Annotated in this window: 16 protein-coding genes and 7 pseudogenes; 9 read left to right on the top strand and 14 right to left on the bottom strand. The window is 62.6% G+C overall.

The window, feature by feature from the left end; all coding sequences use genetic code 11:
- Positions 1–40 precede the first annotated feature (40 nt).
- The gene (locus tag DN051_RS44335; RefSeq protein WP_112443334.1) at positions 41–346 is read right to left on the bottom strand and encodes a hypothetical protein; all 306 of its coding nucleotides are present in this window, start codon (positions 344–346) and stop codon (positions 41–43) included.
- A 12-nt stretch (positions 347–358) separates the two neighbouring features.
- On the opposite strand from DN051_RS44335, the pseudogene DN051_RS47130 reads away from it, so the two are divergent.
- Positions 359–643 (top strand): annotated as a pseudogene (locus DN051_RS47130) (IS701 family transposase); the annotation flags it as partial.
- A 178-nt stretch (positions 644–821) separates the two neighbouring features.
- Here DN051_RS47130 and DN051_RS44345 read toward each other — a convergent pair.
- Positions 822–1,724, bottom strand: coding sequence for a helix-turn-helix transcriptional regulator (locus DN051_RS44345; RefSeq protein ID WP_053764199.1), 903 nt, complete (start codon positions 1,722–1,724; stop codon positions 822–824).
- A 173-nt stretch (positions 1,725–1,897) separates the two neighbouring features.
- Here DN051_RS44345 and DN051_RS44350 point away from each other — a divergent pair, with 173 nt between their 5' ends.
- A complete protein-coding gene (locus DN051_RS44350) occupies positions 1,898–2,668 on the top strand; it encodes an SDR family oxidoreductase (RefSeq protein WP_112443335.1) in 771 nt (256 codons plus the stop codon).
- Positions 2,669–3,198: 530 nt separating this feature from the next.
- On the opposite strand, the pseudogene DN051_RS44355 reads toward DN051_RS44350, so the two are convergent.
- From DN051_RS44355 to DN051_RS48075, 6 genes and pseudogenes are all read right to left on the bottom strand, one after another.
- Positions 3,199–4,109: pseudogene (locus DN051_RS44355) on the bottom strand (IS5 family transposase); the annotation flags it as partial.
- Positions 4,110–4,439: 330 nt separating this feature from the next.
- A complete protein-coding gene (locus DN051_RS44360) occupies positions 4,440–4,847 on the bottom strand; it encodes a peptidase inhibitor family I36 protein (RefSeq protein WP_112443336.1) in 408 nt (135 codons plus the stop codon).
- Positions 4,844–5,056, bottom strand: coding sequence for a hypothetical protein (locus DN051_RS45665; protein WP_159053998.1), 213 nt, complete (start codon positions 5,054–5,056; stop codon positions 4,844–4,846). Before DN051_RS45665 ends, DN051_RS44360 begins: the two co-directional genes overlap by 4 nt.
- Before the next feature lie 58 nt (positions 5,057–5,114).
- Entirely contained in the window at positions 5,115–5,249 is a 135-nt protein-coding gene (locus DN051_RS47455) for a hypothetical protein (protein ID WP_281289079.1), read from the bottom strand.
- A complete protein-coding gene (locus tag DN051_RS44365; protein ID WP_246041299.1) occupies positions 5,246–5,827 on the bottom strand; it encodes a hypothetical protein in 582 nt (193 codons plus the stop codon). The genes DN051_RS47455 and DN051_RS44365 overlap by 4 nt, the downstream gene beginning before the upstream one ends.
- 18 nt (positions 5,828–5,845) lie before the next feature.
- A pseudogene (locus tag DN051_RS48075) lies at positions 5,846–5,920 on the bottom strand (hypothetical protein); the annotation flags it as partial.
- Positions 5,921–6,355: 435 nt separating this feature from the next.
- On the opposite strand from DN051_RS48075, the pseudogene DN051_RS44370 reads away from it, so the two are divergent.
- Positions 6,356–7,200: pseudogene (locus DN051_RS44370) on the top strand (IS5 family transposase).
- Positions 7,201–7,510: 310 nt separating this feature from the next.
- Entirely contained in the window at positions 7,511–7,765 is a 255-nt protein-coding gene (locus DN051_RS47140) for a hypothetical protein (RefSeq protein WP_246041241.1), read from the top strand.
- On the opposite strand, the gene DN051_RS44380 is transcribed toward DN051_RS47140, so the two are convergent.
- Positions 7,757–8,589, bottom strand: a protein-coding gene (locus tag DN051_RS44380; RefSeq protein WP_199315037.1) for an IS5 family transposase whose coding sequence is annotated in 2 segments (ribosomal slippage) — positions 7,757–8,235 and positions 8,235–8,589 — 834 coding nt in all. Because the reading frame shifts where the segments join, the coding sequence is not laid out codon by codon here. The two genes, DN051_RS47140 and DN051_RS44380, sit on opposite strands and share 9 nt — an antisense overlap.
- A 64-nt stretch (positions 8,590–8,653) precedes the next feature.
- Positions 8,654–8,788: a transposase family protein gene (locus DN051_RS44385; RefSeq protein WP_425471828.1), complete on the bottom strand. Its 135-nt coding sequence runs from the start codon at positions 8,786–8,788 to the stop codon at positions 8,654–8,656.
- 217 nt (positions 8,789–9,005) lie between these two features.
- Here DN051_RS44385 and DN051_RS45670 point away from each other — a divergent pair, with 217 nt between their 5' ends.
- The 5 genes and pseudogenes from DN051_RS45670 to DN051_RS44400 all read left to right on the top strand — a co-directional run bounded on the left by DN051_RS45670 (position 9,006) and on the right by DN051_RS44400 (position 14,042).
- Positions 9,006–9,635 carry a hypothetical protein gene (locus tag DN051_RS45670; RefSeq protein WP_162625229.1) on the top strand — a complete coding sequence of 210 codons (630 nt, stop codon included), beginning with the start codon at positions 9,006–9,008 and terminating at the stop codon, positions 9,633–9,635.
- 583 nt (positions 9,636–10,218) lie between these two features.
- A pseudogene (locus tag DN051_RS47655) lies at positions 10,219–10,482 on the top strand (transposase family protein); the annotation flags it as partial.
- A 53-nt stretch (positions 10,483–10,535) separates the two neighbouring features.
- Positions 10,536–10,781 (top strand): annotated as a pseudogene (locus tag DN051_RS47660) (ISAs1 family transposase); the annotation flags it as partial.
- Between the two features lie 31 nt (positions 10,782–10,812).
- A pseudogene (locus tag DN051_RS44395) lies at positions 10,813–11,680 on the top strand (reverse transcriptase domain-containing protein); the annotation flags it as partial.
- 577 nt (positions 11,681–12,257) lie between these two features.
- Positions 12,258–14,042, top strand: a complete 1,785-nt coding sequence (locus tag DN051_RS44400) for a reverse transcriptase/maturase family protein (protein ID WP_199315038.1) — start codon at positions 12,258–12,260, stop codon at positions 14,040–14,042.
- Here the strand turns inward: DN051_RS44400 and DN051_RS45675 are convergent.
- The 4 genes from DN051_RS45675 to DN051_RS44415 form a co-directional block, all read right to left on the bottom strand.
- Positions 14,029–14,469, bottom strand: coding sequence for a transposase family protein (locus DN051_RS45675; RefSeq protein WP_162625158.1), 441 nt, complete (start codon positions 14,467–14,469; stop codon positions 14,029–14,031). The genes DN051_RS44400 and DN051_RS45675 overlap by 14 nt on opposite strands.
- Entirely contained in the window at positions 14,375–14,761 is a 387-nt protein-coding gene (locus tag DN051_RS48080) for a transposase family protein (protein WP_112443339.1), read from the bottom strand. Before DN051_RS48080 ends, DN051_RS45675 begins: the two co-directional genes overlap by 95 nt.
- 482 nt (positions 14,762–15,243) lie before the next feature.
- The gene (locus DN051_RS48085; RefSeq protein ID WP_112443340.1) at positions 15,244–16,425 is read right to left on the bottom strand and encodes a TfuA-like protein; all 1,182 of its coding nucleotides are present in this window, start codon (positions 16,423–16,425) and stop codon (positions 15,244–15,246) included.
- A gap of 2 nt (positions 16,426–16,427) precedes the next feature.
- Positions 16,428–17,708: a YcaO-like family protein gene (locus DN051_RS44415; RefSeq protein WP_112443341.1), complete on the bottom strand. Its 1,281-nt coding sequence runs from the start codon at positions 17,706–17,708 to the stop codon at positions 16,428–16,430.
- Positions 17,709–17,852 lie beyond the last annotated feature (144 nt).

The raw sequence follows: 17,852 nt of genomic DNA on the forward strand, positions 1-17,852 counted from the left end.
GGTGTGCAGGTTGATCGGGCTGCTACTTATGCTTGCGTGCTTATTCGTCGCTGGTGCTGCCGGTCTGCGGTTCGAGGTGGATTTCGTGCAGGGCCAGGATGAGGTGGCTTTCGACGTCTGTGGTGGCCTCGAGGGTTGCTTGCAGTTCCTGTCGGCCGTAGTCGAGGAAGGTGTCGATTGAGGTTTTGACGGGAGGCGCGGGAGGGAGGGCAGCGGCGTACAAGGCGGCTGTCAGCCTGCTGTCGACATCCGTGGTTGCGTCCAACGCGTTGGTCAGGCGCTGCATGGCGGAGGCCAGCACGCCGTCTACCGGCTGGGCGGCACTGCGCCTGGGTGAGTTGCTCACAGTGCGCCTCCCTCGTTCTGGGCGATCGAGGAGTGCTTCCAGGCCGCGAAGAACGAATGCCGCCTGGACCAGTACGAAGTCCGTCGCTACACGGGCTGGTTCCGGTACAGCACCTTGGCCATCCTCGCGCACGCTTTCCTGGCCGCCACGGCGCACCAGGTCCGGGAAAAGGGGGCGGCGCCAGTGGGACACCTGGGGCAATCGAGTTCACAGTGGCGGAGGTTCGGCGACTCCTGGCAGCTTGTCGTCCCCGACCGCCGCACATTCGTGGCCGCCAAGGACGACACCACGCCCTGAGCTGGTCGAACTGGCGCCGACGACTGCCAGGCGGTCGCCCGCCGCTGTCATTACCTGCGGCGCTGTCCCACGATCGAGGGGCGGCCTGCCGAAGGCCACCCCTGACCACTCCGCGGCCCACTACGCTTCAGCGGCCCGGCGAAACCCGCAGGTCAGACACCGAAATCCTGCTGGAGTACTAGTCCTGCTGCATGGAGTCGCGTGCAGTGTTGTGGGAGGTGCCGACGTCGGATGTGCTGTCGCGTTCGGCCCAGCTGCCCAGAAGCGCCAGATTCTCCCGGTCGGAGGGTTCAGGGCCCGCGGTGTAGACGCACAGGGTCTGGTCGGGGTCATCCGGCGGGGAGAGACATTCGTAGCGGAAGGTGATGTCGCCGACGAGGGGGTGATGGTAGCGCTTGTGCCCGTGGGTGCGTTGGCGGACCTGGTGGTCGGACCACCAGAGGGGAAACTGCTGGCTGTGGACCGACAGTTCACCGATCAGGGTCGTCAGCTGCCGGTCGTGGGGGTGACGGCCGGCGTCGAGGCGCAGCATGGCGACCGTCTCCGCCGCAGTTCGCTCCCAGTCCAGGCAGCGCTCCTGGGCGGCGGGGTCGAGGAGGAGGTAACGGGCGTAGTTGCGCTGGTTGGCCGGGAGGGCGTCGAAGTCGGTGAGGACGGTACGGGCGAGGGGGTTGGCCGCCAGGACGTCGGTGCGCCGCCCCAGGATGAACGCCGGCACGTGTTCCAGCGTTTCCAGGAGATGCCACAGGCCTGGGCGGACCCTCTGTGGACGCTCGGGGGAACGCCGACGAGTTGCTCCGGTGGCGGCGGACGCCAGGTTCATCAGGTGGGCGCACTCGGTCCGGTCCAGGCGCAGGGCCTGAGCCAGGGCGTGCAGGATCTCCTCGGAGACGTTGCCCGCCCGCCCCTGTTCCAGCCGCGTGTAGTACTCGGTGCTGATCCCGGCGAGCCGGGACAGCTCCTCGCGGCGAAGCCCGGCCACGCGGCGCGGACGGGCGTCCGGCGCTATCCCGAGGTCTCCCGGCTGAAGCCGGGCGCGACGGGAGCGCAAGAACTCGCCGAGCTCGGCAGTTTGCTTCATGTATCCAGTCTGCGGGCTCGGCCGTGGAACGCGAGAGCTGTGACTGGTCCTGCCGGTACCAGTCACGAGGGGGCCAGCTCCGAGCCCTGCACGGTCTGTGGTCAGTGATCTGCTGGACGAGGCGGCACGAACCCGGCCGCCGCGCCTGACAGCCACGAAAGAAGTTTCGTACCATGTCTGAACTGATCAACGACACCACGCTCGCCGGCCGCATCGCTGTGGTCACCGGTGCCTCCAGCGGCATCGGCGAGGCCACTGCGAGGCAACTCGCCGCCCGCGGTGCCAAGGTCGCACTCCTGGCCCGCCGCGCCGACCGCCTCCAGGACCTGGCCGACAAGATCGAGAAAACCGGCGGCACTGCCCTTGCGCTGAGCGTCGATGTCACCGACGCCGATGCAGTGGGCGCCGCGGCCGAGCGGATCAGGCGGGATCTCGGCACCGTCGACCTGCTGGTCAACAATGCCGGAGTGATGCTCCCCGCCCCCGTCGAGGAGCTGCGTACGGACCAGTGGCAGCGCCAGATCGACCTCAACATTACCGGCCTGATGAACGTCTTCGGCGCGTTCCTGCCGCAGCTGGTCGCGGCGGGCACCGAGCGGGGCGTGGCCGACCTGGTCAACGTGTCCTCGATCGCCGCGAAGAACATCTTTCCCAACTTCGCCGTCTACTCAGCCACCAAGGCCTACGTCACGCAGCTCTCCCGCCACCTGCGCGCCGAGCTGGGCGAGAAGCACGTCCGGGTGTCCGCGATCGAGCCCGGTATGACGCACAGCGAGCTGCACGACCACGTGACCGACCGGGGTGTCCAGGAGTGGACGGCCGGAATCCACGACATCATGCTGCACTCCGAGGACATCGCCGAGACGATCGTGTTCACCGTCTCGCTGCCCCCGCGGGCCAACCTGCAGCAGGTCACGATCATGCCCACCGGGCAGCCCGCCTGACCCGACAGCGCGGCTCGAGCACTGACTAACCGGCCCCGGCCCACTGTGGGTGCAGCCGAAAGAAGCGCCGGCCTTGCCCCTGGTCGATCTTGTGGAGCCTGTTGGTTGCGGGCCGATCGGGCCAGGGGCTGACGTAGGAACGTTCCAGAAGGCCGGTGCCGTAGTCGGAATTCCTGAGGCTGCGCGACCTGGGCTGCTGGCGGAAGGGGTAGGGCCGACTGGCAGGTCAGGTCGGTCAGCGGGCGGGTACTCGGGGCTGTGACGAGAGCCGGTTCGGACTGCATCGCAGGCTCGGTGGAAGATCCGCCAGGATGTGAGCCCTACGATCCTGGTGCGACTGGTGCCCCTGCCGCTGACAGAGCCCTGTTGCTGATCGCCGGCGATGTGTGAGTGAGTTCTCCGAGACGCGGGCGTCTGACCGGCGTGATCACCCAAGGCTCCGATAGGGGCGCGTCGTCGGCGAGGGCGGAGACGCCGTGGCGTTCAGAGATCCGGATGACGCGTTAGCTAGGGCCTGTATCTGGTTGTGATCAAGATGTGCTTTGCGTGAGGTCGTTGATCCAGATCATGGAGGCACGGCGATGCAGGCCATCGAGGTAGCTCTGGGGGGTCTTGTCGCAGCGTGTGGCGATGCCCCGCCAGGCTTTCAGCTTGTTGATCAGGCGCTCGACGGTGTTCCTCTCCTTGTAGAGGGCGGCGTCGTGGCCGACGGGCCGACCGCCCCGGCTGCCCTTCTTCTTCCGGTTGGCGGCTTGGTCCTTCTTCTCCGGGATGACCGCCTTGATCTGGCGTCTTCGCAAGTAGGCGCGGTTACCTCGGGACGAATACGCCTTGTCCCCGGCGACCGCGTCGGGCCGGGTGCGGGGGCGGCCGGCCGGGCCGCGGACCCGCACCTTCTTCAGCACGGGGACGAACTGCGGGCTGTCGGCCGCCTGCCCGGCGGTGAGGAGGAGTGCGAGCGGACGGCACTTACGGTCGGAGGCGACGTGGATCTTGCTGGTCTGCCCGCCGCGCGAGCCCCCGAGCAGAGCGGCCTTCAGGCGGCGTCGTTCTTCCCGGACGGGGTCACTGTCTGCGGTTCACCCGTCTTGTCCTTGCCCATCACCCCCTTTGACCGGGCCTTCTCCTCCTCGGCAGCGGCCTTCTCCAGGGTGGTGAGCATGTCTTCACCAAGCTGCATCCCGGCGGCGTCATGGTGGGCGCGGGCGGTGCTGGAGTCCACACTGACCAGCGACAAGTCCACCTTGCCGCGCTTGGCGGCCTCGGCTGTCAGCCCCTCCAGCAGGGCCTCGAAGACACCGGCGTCGCGCCACTGCCGGAAGCGATTGTGGACGGTGGGCCAGGCACCGAACTCGGTCGGCATCTCCCTCCACTGCCCGCCCGTCCTGAATCTCCAGATCACGCCCTCGAACTGCTGCCGCAGCCGCTCGGGATACGGACCGTGCGCGATTACGGCATCCACCGCGTCGGCCTGCTCGCCGCCGTCCCGCCCGAGACGGTCCAGCGGCTTCTGGGCGGCCGCGCCGACCGTTCCGCCGCGGACCGGGCCCGCGGCATCGACCCCCGGCCCGTCGTTCCCGCACCCTGCCCCCGGCCGCGACCGAACACCCACATGATCACCAGCGGCCATGCCTGTTCTGCATCCAGGGGAAGGGAGGGACCTGGCAGGCGAACCGCCCACCTTGAGACTTCTCAAAGGCCCTGTCCAGAAAGCAAAAGGGTCCGCCGACTCCGTCGGCGGACCCTCAAGAAAGATCGAGGCTAGCAGAGGCTAGCAGAACGACGACAAAACGTCGTTGAAGGGTCCGGTGTGAGACCAGGTGCCATTGTTGTGGTAAACGGTGACGTTCTTTGTCAAATCAATAATACTTTGAGCCGGCACGTTGATGTACCGGCCACCGAAGTTCGTGTGCTCGTAGAGCTTGAGGTTCTTTGTCGTCTTGTTGGCCACCGACGAGGTATGGTCGTTCAGATACTGGCCGGGCAAGGTTCCTTGAATGGCAGACACGCAGGTGCTGCTATAGGTCGCCATCTCGCCCTGCCAGTTACCGTTGAGGTAAATGCAGAAATACCCCGTGCGACAGTTTTCGGCCGCGGCGCTTGCCTGACCGGCCGACATAAGGGCACCACCGACAGCTAAAGCAACGGTGGAAGCGAGAGTCACTGCCTTGATCTTCATGATCTCATTTCTTCATCGAGGAGTGGATCGATTTTAAAAATACTCGACTCCTCGACGTAGGTATAGGACTTGCGCGCCAAGGGTTGCGGCGTTGTTCCTGCAACGGTCATATGGAGTTCATGGCGGAAGGGGTCGCGTTCCGGTACGACATCGTCATGCGTACGCTGAAGTTCCCCCAAGGCCGGGTAGTTAGCGTTTTCGCAGGTCACGCAAGAGGTGCCGTTTCCTGTGTGATGGCCGCGTAGCGCCCCGTGCGGACCCTCTTGATCATTCCCTTCTGGTCCAGCGGGCGAGTTGTCGGTGGGTGGCAACGAGAGTGACGTCGCCGAGGAGTTCGGCGATCTCCCTTGAGCGCCATAGCCGTTCGGGTTCTGCCTGCAGGATGGCCAGCACACGTGTCATGGGGGTGCTGGTCCTGCCGGGGCCGGCGCACTGGGGGACTGTGGTCGTGGGCAGTGCGGCCTCCGGCACCGGCGGCGGCGGAAGCGTGATCGCCGTTGAAGTAACGGCTTTGCTGGCGTCGGGGCGGCCGTCCAGTTTCCGTCCAGCGAGCCGTCCCGGCACACTACCTTCACGTCGGGATGCGTCCGCAGCCACTCGGACAGCTGCTCGGCGTCCCGCCTGGCCCACAGCTCGATCGGCAGCCGCGTGTCGGCATCCACGAGCAGGGTGCCGTAGACGTGCGCGTACAGCGCGAAGTCATCCACGCCCAGCACCCGCGGTGTCGGGGCCGACGGCAACCGCATGCGCATCAGCTGGAACAGCACACTCGTCCGCGACAGCGGCGCCTTCAAGATGTGCAGAAGTCGGGCCCCGCCACGGCCGGCGAGTAATACGCCAGCCATCTCCACCAGATGCTGCAGCATCGGACTGCGGCGCTGGTAGCGCGCAGTCAGCCCCTTCACCTGCTCGGCAAACGTCCGCCGGCCACAGCTCGAATTGTCACAGAACAACCGCCGCACGGTCAGATTGATCAGCACCGGGCGGCCACCAGCAGCGACGTCGGACAGCGTGCGGGAATACCGACTGTGCACCCGCGCCGACTCGCAGCAGCAGTCCGGACACGCCACCATCAACTCCAGGGTCCGAGCGTCGATACGGACTACGCCAGCAGCCGACCACACCCGTTCCACCCGCACCACATCCAGGTGGGAGACATAATCCGTACGAGGCCATCACACACTCGCTTACGGTCGCGCTACCCGTGACGGAGCGTCACCGGCGCACAGTGGCATACCCCCACTTCACGGAAATCTTGCCAGGGCCACTTTAAGAGGACGTTCGCGTCACCTATGTGCCGCTTCATGGTTGTTCGCTCCTGCCGGAATTCACGGCGTACAGGCGAAACAGGTAGTTTGCGTCCGCGGTCGCGTCGGGGTTGATCTCGCATTTCGCCAGGGTTCAGGCCGATAGCTCCTGTCCTGTTCGAATACCTCCTGAAAGACGGCCTTTTGTCTCGCTCGATCGAGCGATATGCCCGGGAGTGGTCCTCGTGCATGAGTATCCCTATGACCTCCTCGCAGCAGCGCCAGCCGTACCTGAGCGATCTGTCCGATGCCCGCTGGGCATTGATCGAGCCGACGTTGACGGCCTGGCGGGCCGAGCGGCAGAAGAACTCGCTCAACCTCGGGGGAAAGGTCACCGACCTGCGGGAAGTCATGAACGCGATCCTCTTCCTCAACCGGACCGGCGTCCCCTGGCGCTACCTGCCTCATGACTTCCCGCCGCACACCACCGTGTTCGGCTACTTCAGCGCCTGGACCGCCGACGGCACCATCGAGAAACTCGGCCTCCACCTGCACCGGATGGTCCGTGAGCAGGCAGGACGCACCGCCGAACCCACTGCCTGCGTCATTGACGCCCAGAGCGTCAAAACCGCGACCAGCGTACCCACGGACACCCAAGGCGCCGACGCCGGCAAGAAGATCGTCGGACGCAAACGCAGCATCGTCGTCGACACTCTCGGCCTGTTACTGCTGGTCATGGTGACCGCCGCCAGCGTCTCGGACAACGCCGCCGGTATCCAGCTCCTCACCCGCGTTGCTGCCGACCACCCCACCATCAGCAAGGCGTGGGTCGACACCGGCTACAAGAAGAAGGCGATCGAGCACGGAGCCTCGCTCGGCATCGACGTTGACGTCGTTCCACGGAACGAGCAGGTCAAGGCTTTTCAGTGATCCCGCGGCGCTGGGTCGTGGAGCGGAGTTTCGGGTGGATCATGATGCACCGTCGCCTCGCCCGCGACTACGAGGCCAAACCGGCGCACTCCGAAAGCATGATCCGCCTCGCGATGATCTCCAACCTCGCAAAACGAGCGACGGGTGAAACGGCCATAACCTGGCACAATCCATGAACTATCGCTTCTTCAAGCAGGACGTCATCTAAGACGTCGTTTCTTTTGGTGGTTCTCGGGCCGAGCTGTGCAGGGATACTGCTGTGGTGCTGTTGACGTGGATCGCTGAGGTGGCGGCCGAGCCCCTGGTGCTGGAGCCGGCTGATCGGCGAGTGGAGTGGGAGACCAACACCTGGTCGCTGGGTGCGGCGGACGAGGACAGGAGTTCGTTGTCCGTCACCGAGGTGGTGGATGCCTTCGAGCGGACTGCTGCTGCCGTCCGGGAGCGCATTCGCGATCTGGGGTTTCCCGGGGTGGCGACGTTCTACGTGTGGCACGACGAACAGGCAGGGCAGCTCCGGTGCTCGACCGGTTCTGTGCCCCGGATGCGTTGCCGTTCACCGGTGCCTATGTGGCATCAGAGGACCTCCGTCCGGTCGTCGAGGGATTTCTGGCCGACGACGAGCCGGGCTTCATCCCCTGGTCGGATCTGGACGACGCGCAGGGCCTCTCGGAGCAGGCCGAGACCGAACTGGAGATCGCGCCCTTGGATGTCTGGGTCAGCAGCGTCGGAGCCTCACACTGACTGGTCCTGCCGGTTCACACGGACGAGTCGGCGGTGGCAGATGAGGGCGGCAGCGATGCCGACGAAGGCGAGGAAGTGTTCTGCCTTGCGTTCGTAGCGGCGGTGCAGGCGGCGGCAGCCGGCGAGCCAGGAGACCGTCCTTTCAACAACCCATCGGTGACGGCCGAGTCGCTGTGAGGACTCGATGCCCTTACGGGCGATGCGATGGCGGATCCGGCGCTTGCGGAGCGATCGGCGCAGGTGGTCGTAGTCGTAGCCCTTGTCGGCGTGCAGCTTCGCCGGACGACGACGTCGGGGTCCGCGGGGAGAACGAATGGGTGGGATGCCGCGCACAAGCGGCTGCAGGCCGAGGCTGTCGTGCATGTTGGCACCGGAGATGGCCACCGACAGAGGCAGTCCGTTCCGGTCGGTGATCAGGTGAATCTTCGATCCACTCTTGCCGCGGTCGGTCGGATTCGGTCCCGTCAGTGGCCCCCTTTTGCCGCCCGGACGCTGACCGAGTCGATCGCGCATCGCGACCAGTCCAGCTCACCACAGGCCCCGAGTTCGTCGAGAATGACCCGGTGGAGGCGGGCCCAGACACGGGCTCGGCTCCACCGGGCGAACCGCCGGTAGACCGTTTGCCAGCTCGGTCCGAAAACCGGCGGGAGCTGTCGCCAGGTGCAGCCTGAGGTCGCCACGAAGATGATCGCGGCCAGGGCCTCGCGGTCACCCGCCCGACGCCGGCCCCCGCCTTGCGGACGTATCACCTCCGTCGGCGGCACCACCCGCCGGAACAGCACCCACAACTCGTCCGGCACCAGCCGCTCAACCAGATCCGTCATGCACGGTTCAACGACCGATCACGCCATAAGAAACGACGTCTAAGGAGTACGCCGACAATCGTGCTCACGCAGGGTTCTGAGCACGCCGGGGGGCGTGCTCAGCCAGCAGCCCGGTCACGGTGGTGATGTAGGCGTAGGCGGTGCCGACGGATAACCCGAAGGCTGCGGCGATGCGGGTGAGGGTGTCGTGGTGACGCAGATAAAGGTCAAGCCTTACTGCTTACACCGAAACCTCAATGGTCTGTACCGAAATTTGTACCACAAGGTCGTGGGTGGGACGTTGACTCTCGACCGTGCTCCATGAGTGAATGCTGTTCAACTACCTACTATTTTAAGGTTAACTGCGGCAGTGGAATGGCATGCCGACGAGTCGCATACTGTCACCACGCATCATCAGTGTCCAGGAATGAGGAATTGTGCGCGAACTCGAAGCATGGAATCAAATGCTTGCCCTTGCCACCCCGACGGGCAAGCCGGTAGCAAAGGGATCACCGCAGCGCACGGTCGCCGAGATGATCGCCGATATAATGGCCGATAGGCGGACTATTCCACCCACCTTGGTTCCCGCCGGGATAATCGATCCTGGCACCATCGAGATCCTCTCAGAGATCGCCAGTGCGGCAATTTCCGAGAATGGCAGGCCTTGTGCGGGCCACAAAGTTGCTGACGCCCCAAATGAGGCAATTCTGCGTCTTGAGCAAACGGGAGTAATGGACTGGTGCAGGCAGATGGTTCCGGCAGTCGAAATTTCCGGTGCTACATTCATCTATTATGACGAGGCTGAAGAAGACAGTAAGCTTCATGTGGATGAAAATGAAAAGTGGGTCTATAATCTTCTCGTTTGCCTTCATTACAGGAAGCCGGAAACGGGGTCGGGGTCAGCCACCTACTTTATGCTAGGAAACGGCATTACCAAAGCATACCGACTTAATGGCGGTCAAGCCATATTTTTCCACAGCGAATCTACTCCGCATGGCCGGACGCCCATAGTAGCCGATGAGCAAGTGCTCCTATTGGCTGTCGCTGTGGGGAAAAGTGGCAACTGATTTCCGGTGGAGGAAGGCACCGCTTTCGCGGTCGCCGAACACCCATCGATCACGCGGGACAGGTGGAACCTTCCAAGGTACCGGTGCGCGACCCAGTGCATCGACTTGTTGCAGTGGCGACGCCTGGCCAGCCCATTTGAAGGTCAGCCGTCACATGTATTGATCCAGCGACGAGAACCTCGTCGTGGATGCCGCCCCCGGTAGTAGGCCACCCAACCGCGGACGATCCGGATCACCCTACGCAACTCAGCCTCGCCAATAGCCCCATGCAGCCTTCACGTTGGTCGATAATCGCGCCCGGAGGACCTCCCCCAAGACCGGGAAGTTTGCGAACCCCCTGATCGCAAGGTAGTTGATGTCCATGCTGCGACTGCGTAGAGCCAGGGCTGATTCAAAGTTCTGGGGGTCATGGAAATGTGCAGGTCGCCGGGGTGTGATGATCCTGCGGAAGCCCGTCACGAAGGCACCGAAGCTCCGGTTGACGGGGTGACCTTCCCAAGTCGCCCTGCCTGCCCGGAGCTTCGATGTGCCGCCGTCTGCCATTGTCTGCCTGACCAAGTCGCCCACTGCCGCCCAGCGTGGCGTGAACGATGTCGCCGGACGCCTGTCCGTTCTCCGTGATCCGCGAGATCGGCGGGGCCGGCGCCATTCGCTGGGATCGGTCCTGCTCACCGCCTGCTGCGCGGTGCTGGCCGGGGCCCGCTCCTGTCTGGCCGTGGGCCAGTGGGCCCGCCACGCGCCCCTGGACGCACTCGCCCGCCTCGGCGTACGCGCCTGCGGCCCGCTCGGCGTGCGCCGTGCACCGTCGACCTCCACCATCCGCCGCCTCCTGACCCTCGTATGTCCCGGCGGGCTTGCCGACCTGCTCGGATGTGACCCGCTGGCAGCCGGCACCTGGCCGTGGACGGCAAGGCCGCCCGCGGCTCGCGTACGGACACCGGACCGGCCGCCCACCTGCTCTCCGCCGTCCTGGACGGCGGACGCACCGTCAGCCAGCTACGCGTGCCGGACAAGACCACCGAGGTCACCGGCTTCACGAAGCTGCCGGCCCCGTTCGACCTGGCCGGTGTCGTGGTGAGTGCCGACGCCCTGCACACCAACCGTGACCACGCCAGGTGGCTGGTGGAGGCGAAGAAGGCGCACTACCTGCTCATGGTCAAGCGGAACCAGCCGATGCTGCACCACACGCTGCTGGAGGAAGGACTGGGTGGTCGAGCTCGACATCGAGAAGTTCTTCGACGGTGTCCGCTGGGACCTCATCGTCAAGGCCGTGGAAGCGCACACCGACGCCGTCTGGGTGATTTTGTATGTCAAGCGGTGGCTCCAAGCCCCGCTGCAACTGCCCGACGGCACCTTGCAACAGCGGGACCGTGGAACCCCACAGGGCTCAGCGGTCTCGCCCGTGCTCGCGAACCTGTTCATGCACTACGCGCTCGACATGTGGCTGGACCGGGAGTTCCCCGCCGTCACGTTCGAGCGTTACGCCGATGACGCGGTCGTGCACTGCGTCTCGGAGCGTCAGGCCCGCCAGGTGCTGGCCGCGCTCACGGACAGGATGGAGGAAGTCGGGCTGCGCCTGCATCCCGACAAGACCAGGATCGTCTACTGCCGGGACGGGAAACGCCAGGGCTCGTATGAGCACAAGGAGTTCACCTTCCTCGGGTACACGTTTCGCGCGCGGAAGTCGCAGGACAAGCAGGGCAGGCGGTTCTTGTCCTTCGAGCCCGCGATCAGCAAGGACGCCTTGAAGAGGATCGGCAGGGAAGCGTCTTCACCGACGGTCCGACCTCTCCTTCGTGGAGCTCGCCCGACGGATCAATCCGATCGTGGCGGGCTGGATCAACTACTACGGCCGGTTCTACCGATCGGCCCTGATCCCTCTCCTGCAGCGCATCAACGCCTACTTGGTGTGATGGATCCGGAAGAAGTACAGGCGGCTCTCGGCGTTGCGTAAGGCCCTTGGGAAGATGGGGGAGATCGCGAAGCGGTATCCCCGCATGTTCGCCCAGTGGCAGTTTACCACCGCAGCGTCCTCGGGCTGGTGATCAGGATGGCAAGAGCCGTGTAAAGGGAGATCTTTACGCACGGTGTGCGCCGTGAGGCGCTTCGCTGTATCCCCGACGCAATCGGGAGGAACTTGGAGGGAGGTTCTTGGGTCACCCGGCTTACCTGAACGCGAAAGCGAGAGGGGACCATAGCATGCCGGGAAAGCGGTGGACGTGCCGGAGGCGTTCAGGACGTCGTGCCGCAAGGCCCGCACGATACGGTCAAGGCTGGATTGCTTGAAGCCTAATTCCCAGAGTGAAAGTGACGCACCGTCGAAACAACGCCTGTAATCGACGCTTGCGCCATGCCCGGGCGTGAACCGTGAGACCGGGCAACCTCCATGGTGCAGGGCGCCGCACAACGAGGGCGGTCAAGGGAATGAGTGGGCGACCTACGTCGTGCTCGATACGTATAGCGAAGACGTACCACGGGATCGCCTACGGGGCGCGAGCCCTATGGCGACGGAGTGCCCGTAGTAGTCGCCGGAGTAACGACCGGCCGCGAAGTCCGGGAAAGCCGGAATGAGGGCGAAGGGGCACAGGTAATCAGGATGTTCAGACGGGGAGGGATGCGAAATTGCAGAGTGCTGAAACCGTCCTGGGCGTCATCCGGGAGCGCGGCAGGCGTGGCCTGCCGCTGGAAAGGCTGTATCGGCAGCTGTTCAACAGAGAGTTATTCCTGCTGGCCTACGGTCGCATCTACGCCAACAAGGGCGCGATGACGCCCGGGGCCACCCAGGAGACCGTGGACGGTATGTCCCTGGCCAAGATTGACAGGATCATCACGGCTCTGCGTGCGGAGTCCTATCGGTGGTCCCCAGCCAGGAGGGTGTATATCCCGAAGAAGAACGGGAAGCGCCCTTTGGGGATGCCTCCGTGGTCGGACAAATTGGTCGCGGAAGTAGTGCGCATACTCCTTGAGGCGTACTACGACGTCCAGTTCTCCGACCGCTCACACGGTTTCCGCCCCAAACGGGGTTGCCACACCGCTCTTGATGAGGTGGTGTCGGTATGGAAGGGAACGCACTGGATGATCGAGGGAGACATCTCCGACTGTTTCGGGAGTCCTGACCATAGTGTCATGCTCTCAACGTTGGCGGAGAGGATCCACGACGGCCGGTTCCTTCAACTGATCGACCGGATGCTCAAGGCCGGGTATTTGGGGGACTGGCAGTGGAACGACACGCTCAGCGGAGCACCGCAAGGCGGTGTTGCTTCACCGATTTTGTCCAATATCTATCTGGACCGGTTCGATCAGTTCGTTGAACAGCAGCTATTTCCGGATTACAACCGGGGTGGACGACGACGCACCCACCGTGCGTATGAGATCGTCGAAAACCGGATTGCGAGGGCCAGGCGACACGGTGACCGGGAAGCGGTGCGGGCGCTGCGGCGCGAACGCCGTTCCCTGCCGAGTCAAGACCCCAACGATCCTGGGTATCGGCGTCTTCGATACGTTCGGTATTGCGACGACTTCCTGCTCGGGTTCGCCGGTCCCAAGAGCGAGGCCGTTGAGATCAAGGAAAGGATCAGGGAGTTCCTGCGTGACGAGCTCAAGCTGGAACTGTCCGAGCCTAAAACCCTGATCACGCACGCCACCAGCCAGGCGGCGCGCTTCCTCGGCTACGAGATCAGAGCACAGCATGCCGACACGAAGATCACTCGGAATCGCCGGGCGGTCAACGGCGCCATCGGCCTGTTCGTGCCCAGGGACGTCATCCGGGACAGATGCGCCCGCTACATGAGCGGAGGAAAACCCGCGTTGCGCGGTCCGCTGCTTCACGACGAGGACTTCACGATCGTCGCGAAGTACGGCTCCGAGTATCGGGGGTTCGTCCAGTACTACCTTCTCGCCCAGGACGTTTCACGCCTGGGACCGTTGCGCTGGGTCATGGAGACCTCGATGCTCAAGACCCTGGCCAGCAAGCACAAGTCGACCGTCACGAAGATGGCCCGCAGGTACAAAGCGACCGTCGATACTCCTGACGGCCGGCGGACGTGCTTCCAGGTCACGGTGCAACGTGAGAAGTGGAAGAAACCACTGGTCGCCCGCTTCGGCGGGATCCCGCTCAAGCGACAGCGCAAAACCGTCATCATCGACCGCCAGCCCGTCATGGCCACTGCCAAACGCAACGAGCTGATTCACCGGCTCCTGGCAGGGCAATGTGAGATGTGCGAGGGACGGGACGGACTGCAAGTCCACCACGTCCGCAAACTCGCCGATCTCAACAAACCGGGACGGCCGGAACGGCCGCAATGGGTACGTCTGATGGCCATGCGTAAACGCAAGACCCTCGTGGTCTGCGAACACTGCCATCAGGAAATCCACGCGGGACGGGGAACAGCCACTACTCGGAAATGATCACTGGAGAGCGGTATGCCGGGAAACTGGCCCGTACCGTTCGGGAAGGGGCCGTCGGAAAAGGACCCGAACCACGGGCACCTCGTCGGCGGCCTACTTCACTCCGTGAGAGCCGGGGGGCGAAATTCCCTCCGGCTACTCGACTCTTGCCGTCGACCTGCATCTGGGCGAGGACATCGCCTTCGTGGGTCATCGCCGCGATCAGTGGGATGGCTGGCTGGTCTTTGGTGCGAGAGCCTCTCACCGTCTCCCTGCCGATAGCGATCACGCGTCGGTTCGTGGGAGGGCTGCCTCGTTCGTCGAGGAAGCGGCCAATGGCCTTGTCCAGGGCGTCATCGTCCACCGCGGCCAGGACGAGGCGGATGGTCGTGGGGTGTGGCGGGCGGATGAGGCCGGTCAGCGGGTCGGGGTGGATGTCGGCGTACACCAGAAAGCTCCGTACGCCGACAGCGGAACCCGAGCCGGGACAGGACGCGTTGCGGAGCGTCCTCGGCCCACTCGCCGATCGCGGCCATCGAGGTGGCGCCGGCCAGGACAGCCGCGGCCACTGTGGTCAGCAGCGCCGTCCATAGGGGGCGGATCCCGCGACGCCGTCGCGGATCGGACACGTCATTCAGGTATGTGCGCAGGTCAGCTACGGTTTCCAGTGCGATGAGACTGGAGGCATCCCCCAGTTGTTCCAGGCAGGAGGGCATACGGGAAGACTGGTGGGCAGGCATGGACTCGCTCGGTGCTCATTCAGATTCGACACCCACGTGATCAGCAGCGGCCATGCCTGCACTGCTTCAGGACCCGACACCATCGAGAGCCGACGAGTCGTCACATCACGCGCTCAGCAGACGAACCGCCCACCTCGACGCTTCTCAACGACCCTGCCCCTGGAGGGGCAACGCTGAAAACGCTCAATCACACAAGGGCGAAAAGCCTACGCTGACCGCGTCGCCACTAATACCAAGGACCCACTGATCACCGAACTGGAGCAGCGGCACCGCTTGCGGGCCCGCGCCGAGGACCCGCATTCACGCTGCCCGCACCACCGGCCTACGCAACCTCGCTCTGCACGGCGCCTCACAGAAATTCCCCTCCCTGCGAGCAGCACCACCCGACCGAGCCGTTGAATCCAGTGCCCACACCACACCGGTCTCGTATGCCATACCCGCTCAGCACAGAAGTACTCAGCTAATGGCTTTGCCTAACCCGTTTACGCTCTGGAGAATGTCAGATCGGCGCGGGCCTCATCAATCCAACTAAAAGGTATGCCGTTAGGCAGAATCCCATCCCGCAAATCTTGCCTCAGCAAGTCCCAACGACGATATCCGTGAGAATTCGCGATATTCTCCCTTACTTCAGTCTCATGATGAAAAGTAACGACGACCCCAGTCCGAATCTTATGATCTCTGAGTTGCGTCATCGCGTGCCATAGCATCACCTCCGTGGAAAATTGGGCAAATTTTTCCATTATGCCGATTAGGCGCAAGGAGGCCTCTCGATGATCCGCTAGAATTTCAGCTAGCGCAGACCCAATCGAGGAGTCCCCGGGCAAAGAATGAGCAAGTCGACTACGCCCCTCAATCGGAGGCTTAGATTCACTATTCAAGAGCAGTGGCAAGTACTTCTTAAAACGCCCACTCCCAAATACGAAACGGGCCAGTGCAGGTGTGATTTGTTCTCTATCATATCCAAGTAGCGGATCATGCGGCAGGTAACGCGGCCCCGCAACGAATGGTCGAGCCTTGTTGTGAACAATACCGCCATCGGCCGTCGACGCTAGATACTTAAGAGCCCTTAGTGCATCATGCTTTTTTATATCAGTACCAACGCAAATTGCTTCTAGGGACCCATCGGGATCAACCAATCCGCTCCTCTTTAGAATAAGCCGCCAAATCCTGTCAGGATAATACATACCCGCAGCGGTTCCGTACAGGTCAACTGCTTGGGATCTAGTAATCAAATTTAGGCCATAGAGCTTTCGAACGGCGGCGTGAATATTGACAAGAGCCACACTTACAGCGCGGTGCCCGTCTTCAGGATTTGTCGCGACCGCGACACCGTCGTCAGAATCAAACAGACCCAAGCGGTACATTCGATACACGGCGCCCACGCCTTGCACACCCGCTGGCCAGCATTCGGCTGCTCGAACAGCACCCATACTGGAGGACCCCAGGACCTGCGCGCCGTCAGTAGCAACGTCCACAACTTCTCGCGGTGAAACAGGCAGAACGTGCGAAAAGGAACCGTCGATGAGAAGTATACGAGTACTTCCGGTTTCCCTAGCTTTGTATATGTCCCCACGCTTTGCCGGCGGAAGCACTCGAGCTTGCGGGAGAACGGAATGCACCTCATTCGGTGAAATCGAAGGGCCGGTAAATACGGTTGTTGTCATGGTTAAATCACCGATTCCAGCATGCGGAGGGTAGGAGTTCTTGAGGAGACACCGAATGGGAAGGCAAGGCCGGGAACAATGACTCGAACCACGGGAATTCCAAGATCCTCTCTGGTTACCTCTGATACAAGGCACTGATCTATGCCGGCAGCCCGCAATCGATTAACGACCGTGCATAGATTCGCCAATATATTATCAGCACTGCTCCCGCTCTCGGCTTGCGGAAAAGGCATCACACCTGGCTTATCGTACAACGATCTGAGTCGTTTCCATACGGCTGGCCGATCTTCGTGAAGAACACCATCAAATGCTTCGCGGGCACCCGTACTGAAGGCGCTGTGTGATTGGCAAGCCTCGGTAATTGCCCGGATAACCGCTCGGGCCGGATCAAGTTCGCACCCCATGCCAGGAAAGACGGTAAGCGCACCCTCCCTCCCGAAGAAATGATGATCCAGAATTAGGGCTCGAAAAGTTGGCACTTGGATTTCACTGGTCACATCCTGCACGCGCAAGTCCAAGCCCTCCTCTCTCAGTCTGTCGATTAGACTCCTTGCTACTGTGATGGTATCTATATCGATATTTTTGATAGGTCTGCGAGGAGAAAATGCGGGATCGTGATGGGCGGTATAAAAATCTTCCTTGGCTTCGGCATCCCTTTCTATGAGTTCACACAACGCATGAAGGGTGGCTTCTGAATACGTATTTCCAGAGGCCAGTCCATTAGTTTCTATTCGCGGTACGATTCCTTCCATTGTAGGATTAATTACTAGGTCGGTCGGCACCAAGAAGTAATCCTTGCTGATCAGGTCGTAAGCCCCAGTCCACGAAAAGGGAGCATCATCCCTATATGAAGTATCGACCGGAAGATTGAATCTCATTGGGTCGACTGCTCCTGAGCTTGCCAGTTCCCTGAAGGAGCCCCTCACGATCCGCCACGAAGGCAACGTTTCTGCCGAAGTGCGTTCGACGGCTTCCATGGCCGCACTTAGTTTGGCCGCGTCTTTCGTAGCTCCTTTTCCTCCATGAACTGTCAAGTCTTTTGCCAAGGGGGTGACGGCCTGCCATACCGGAATGTTAAGAAAATCTATAGGCGAAGCGTCATAAATACGCGTGATTGGAATCTTCGACAGCATTGGCTTAATGAATTCCCACGTCTCCGCAAAGCTCCGCGCGTGTCCGGAGTTTGTCACTTCAGTGTCACTCTTGAATGACCGCAAGTCGATCGAGGTGAGTCGATCCGGAGTGACGTACATCTCTTTCCTGCCTTTACTTATAGCGGGCATTTCTTAGAGTGCAGCCTTTGAAGGTAAAGGCCACAAATTACCCAGTTGACTCCACGGTCTCAATGAGCCACCGGCTGAACTCGCGAGAAACGTGCCTCCGCGGCGGGTTCCTTCGTTGCGCTGCCTAGGATGTAGAGCCCACAC

Source organism: Streptomyces cadmiisoli (assembly GCF_003261055.1).
Classification (GTDB): Bacteria; Actinomycetota; Actinomycetes; order Streptomycetales; family Streptomycetaceae; genus Streptomyces; species Streptomyces cadmiisoli.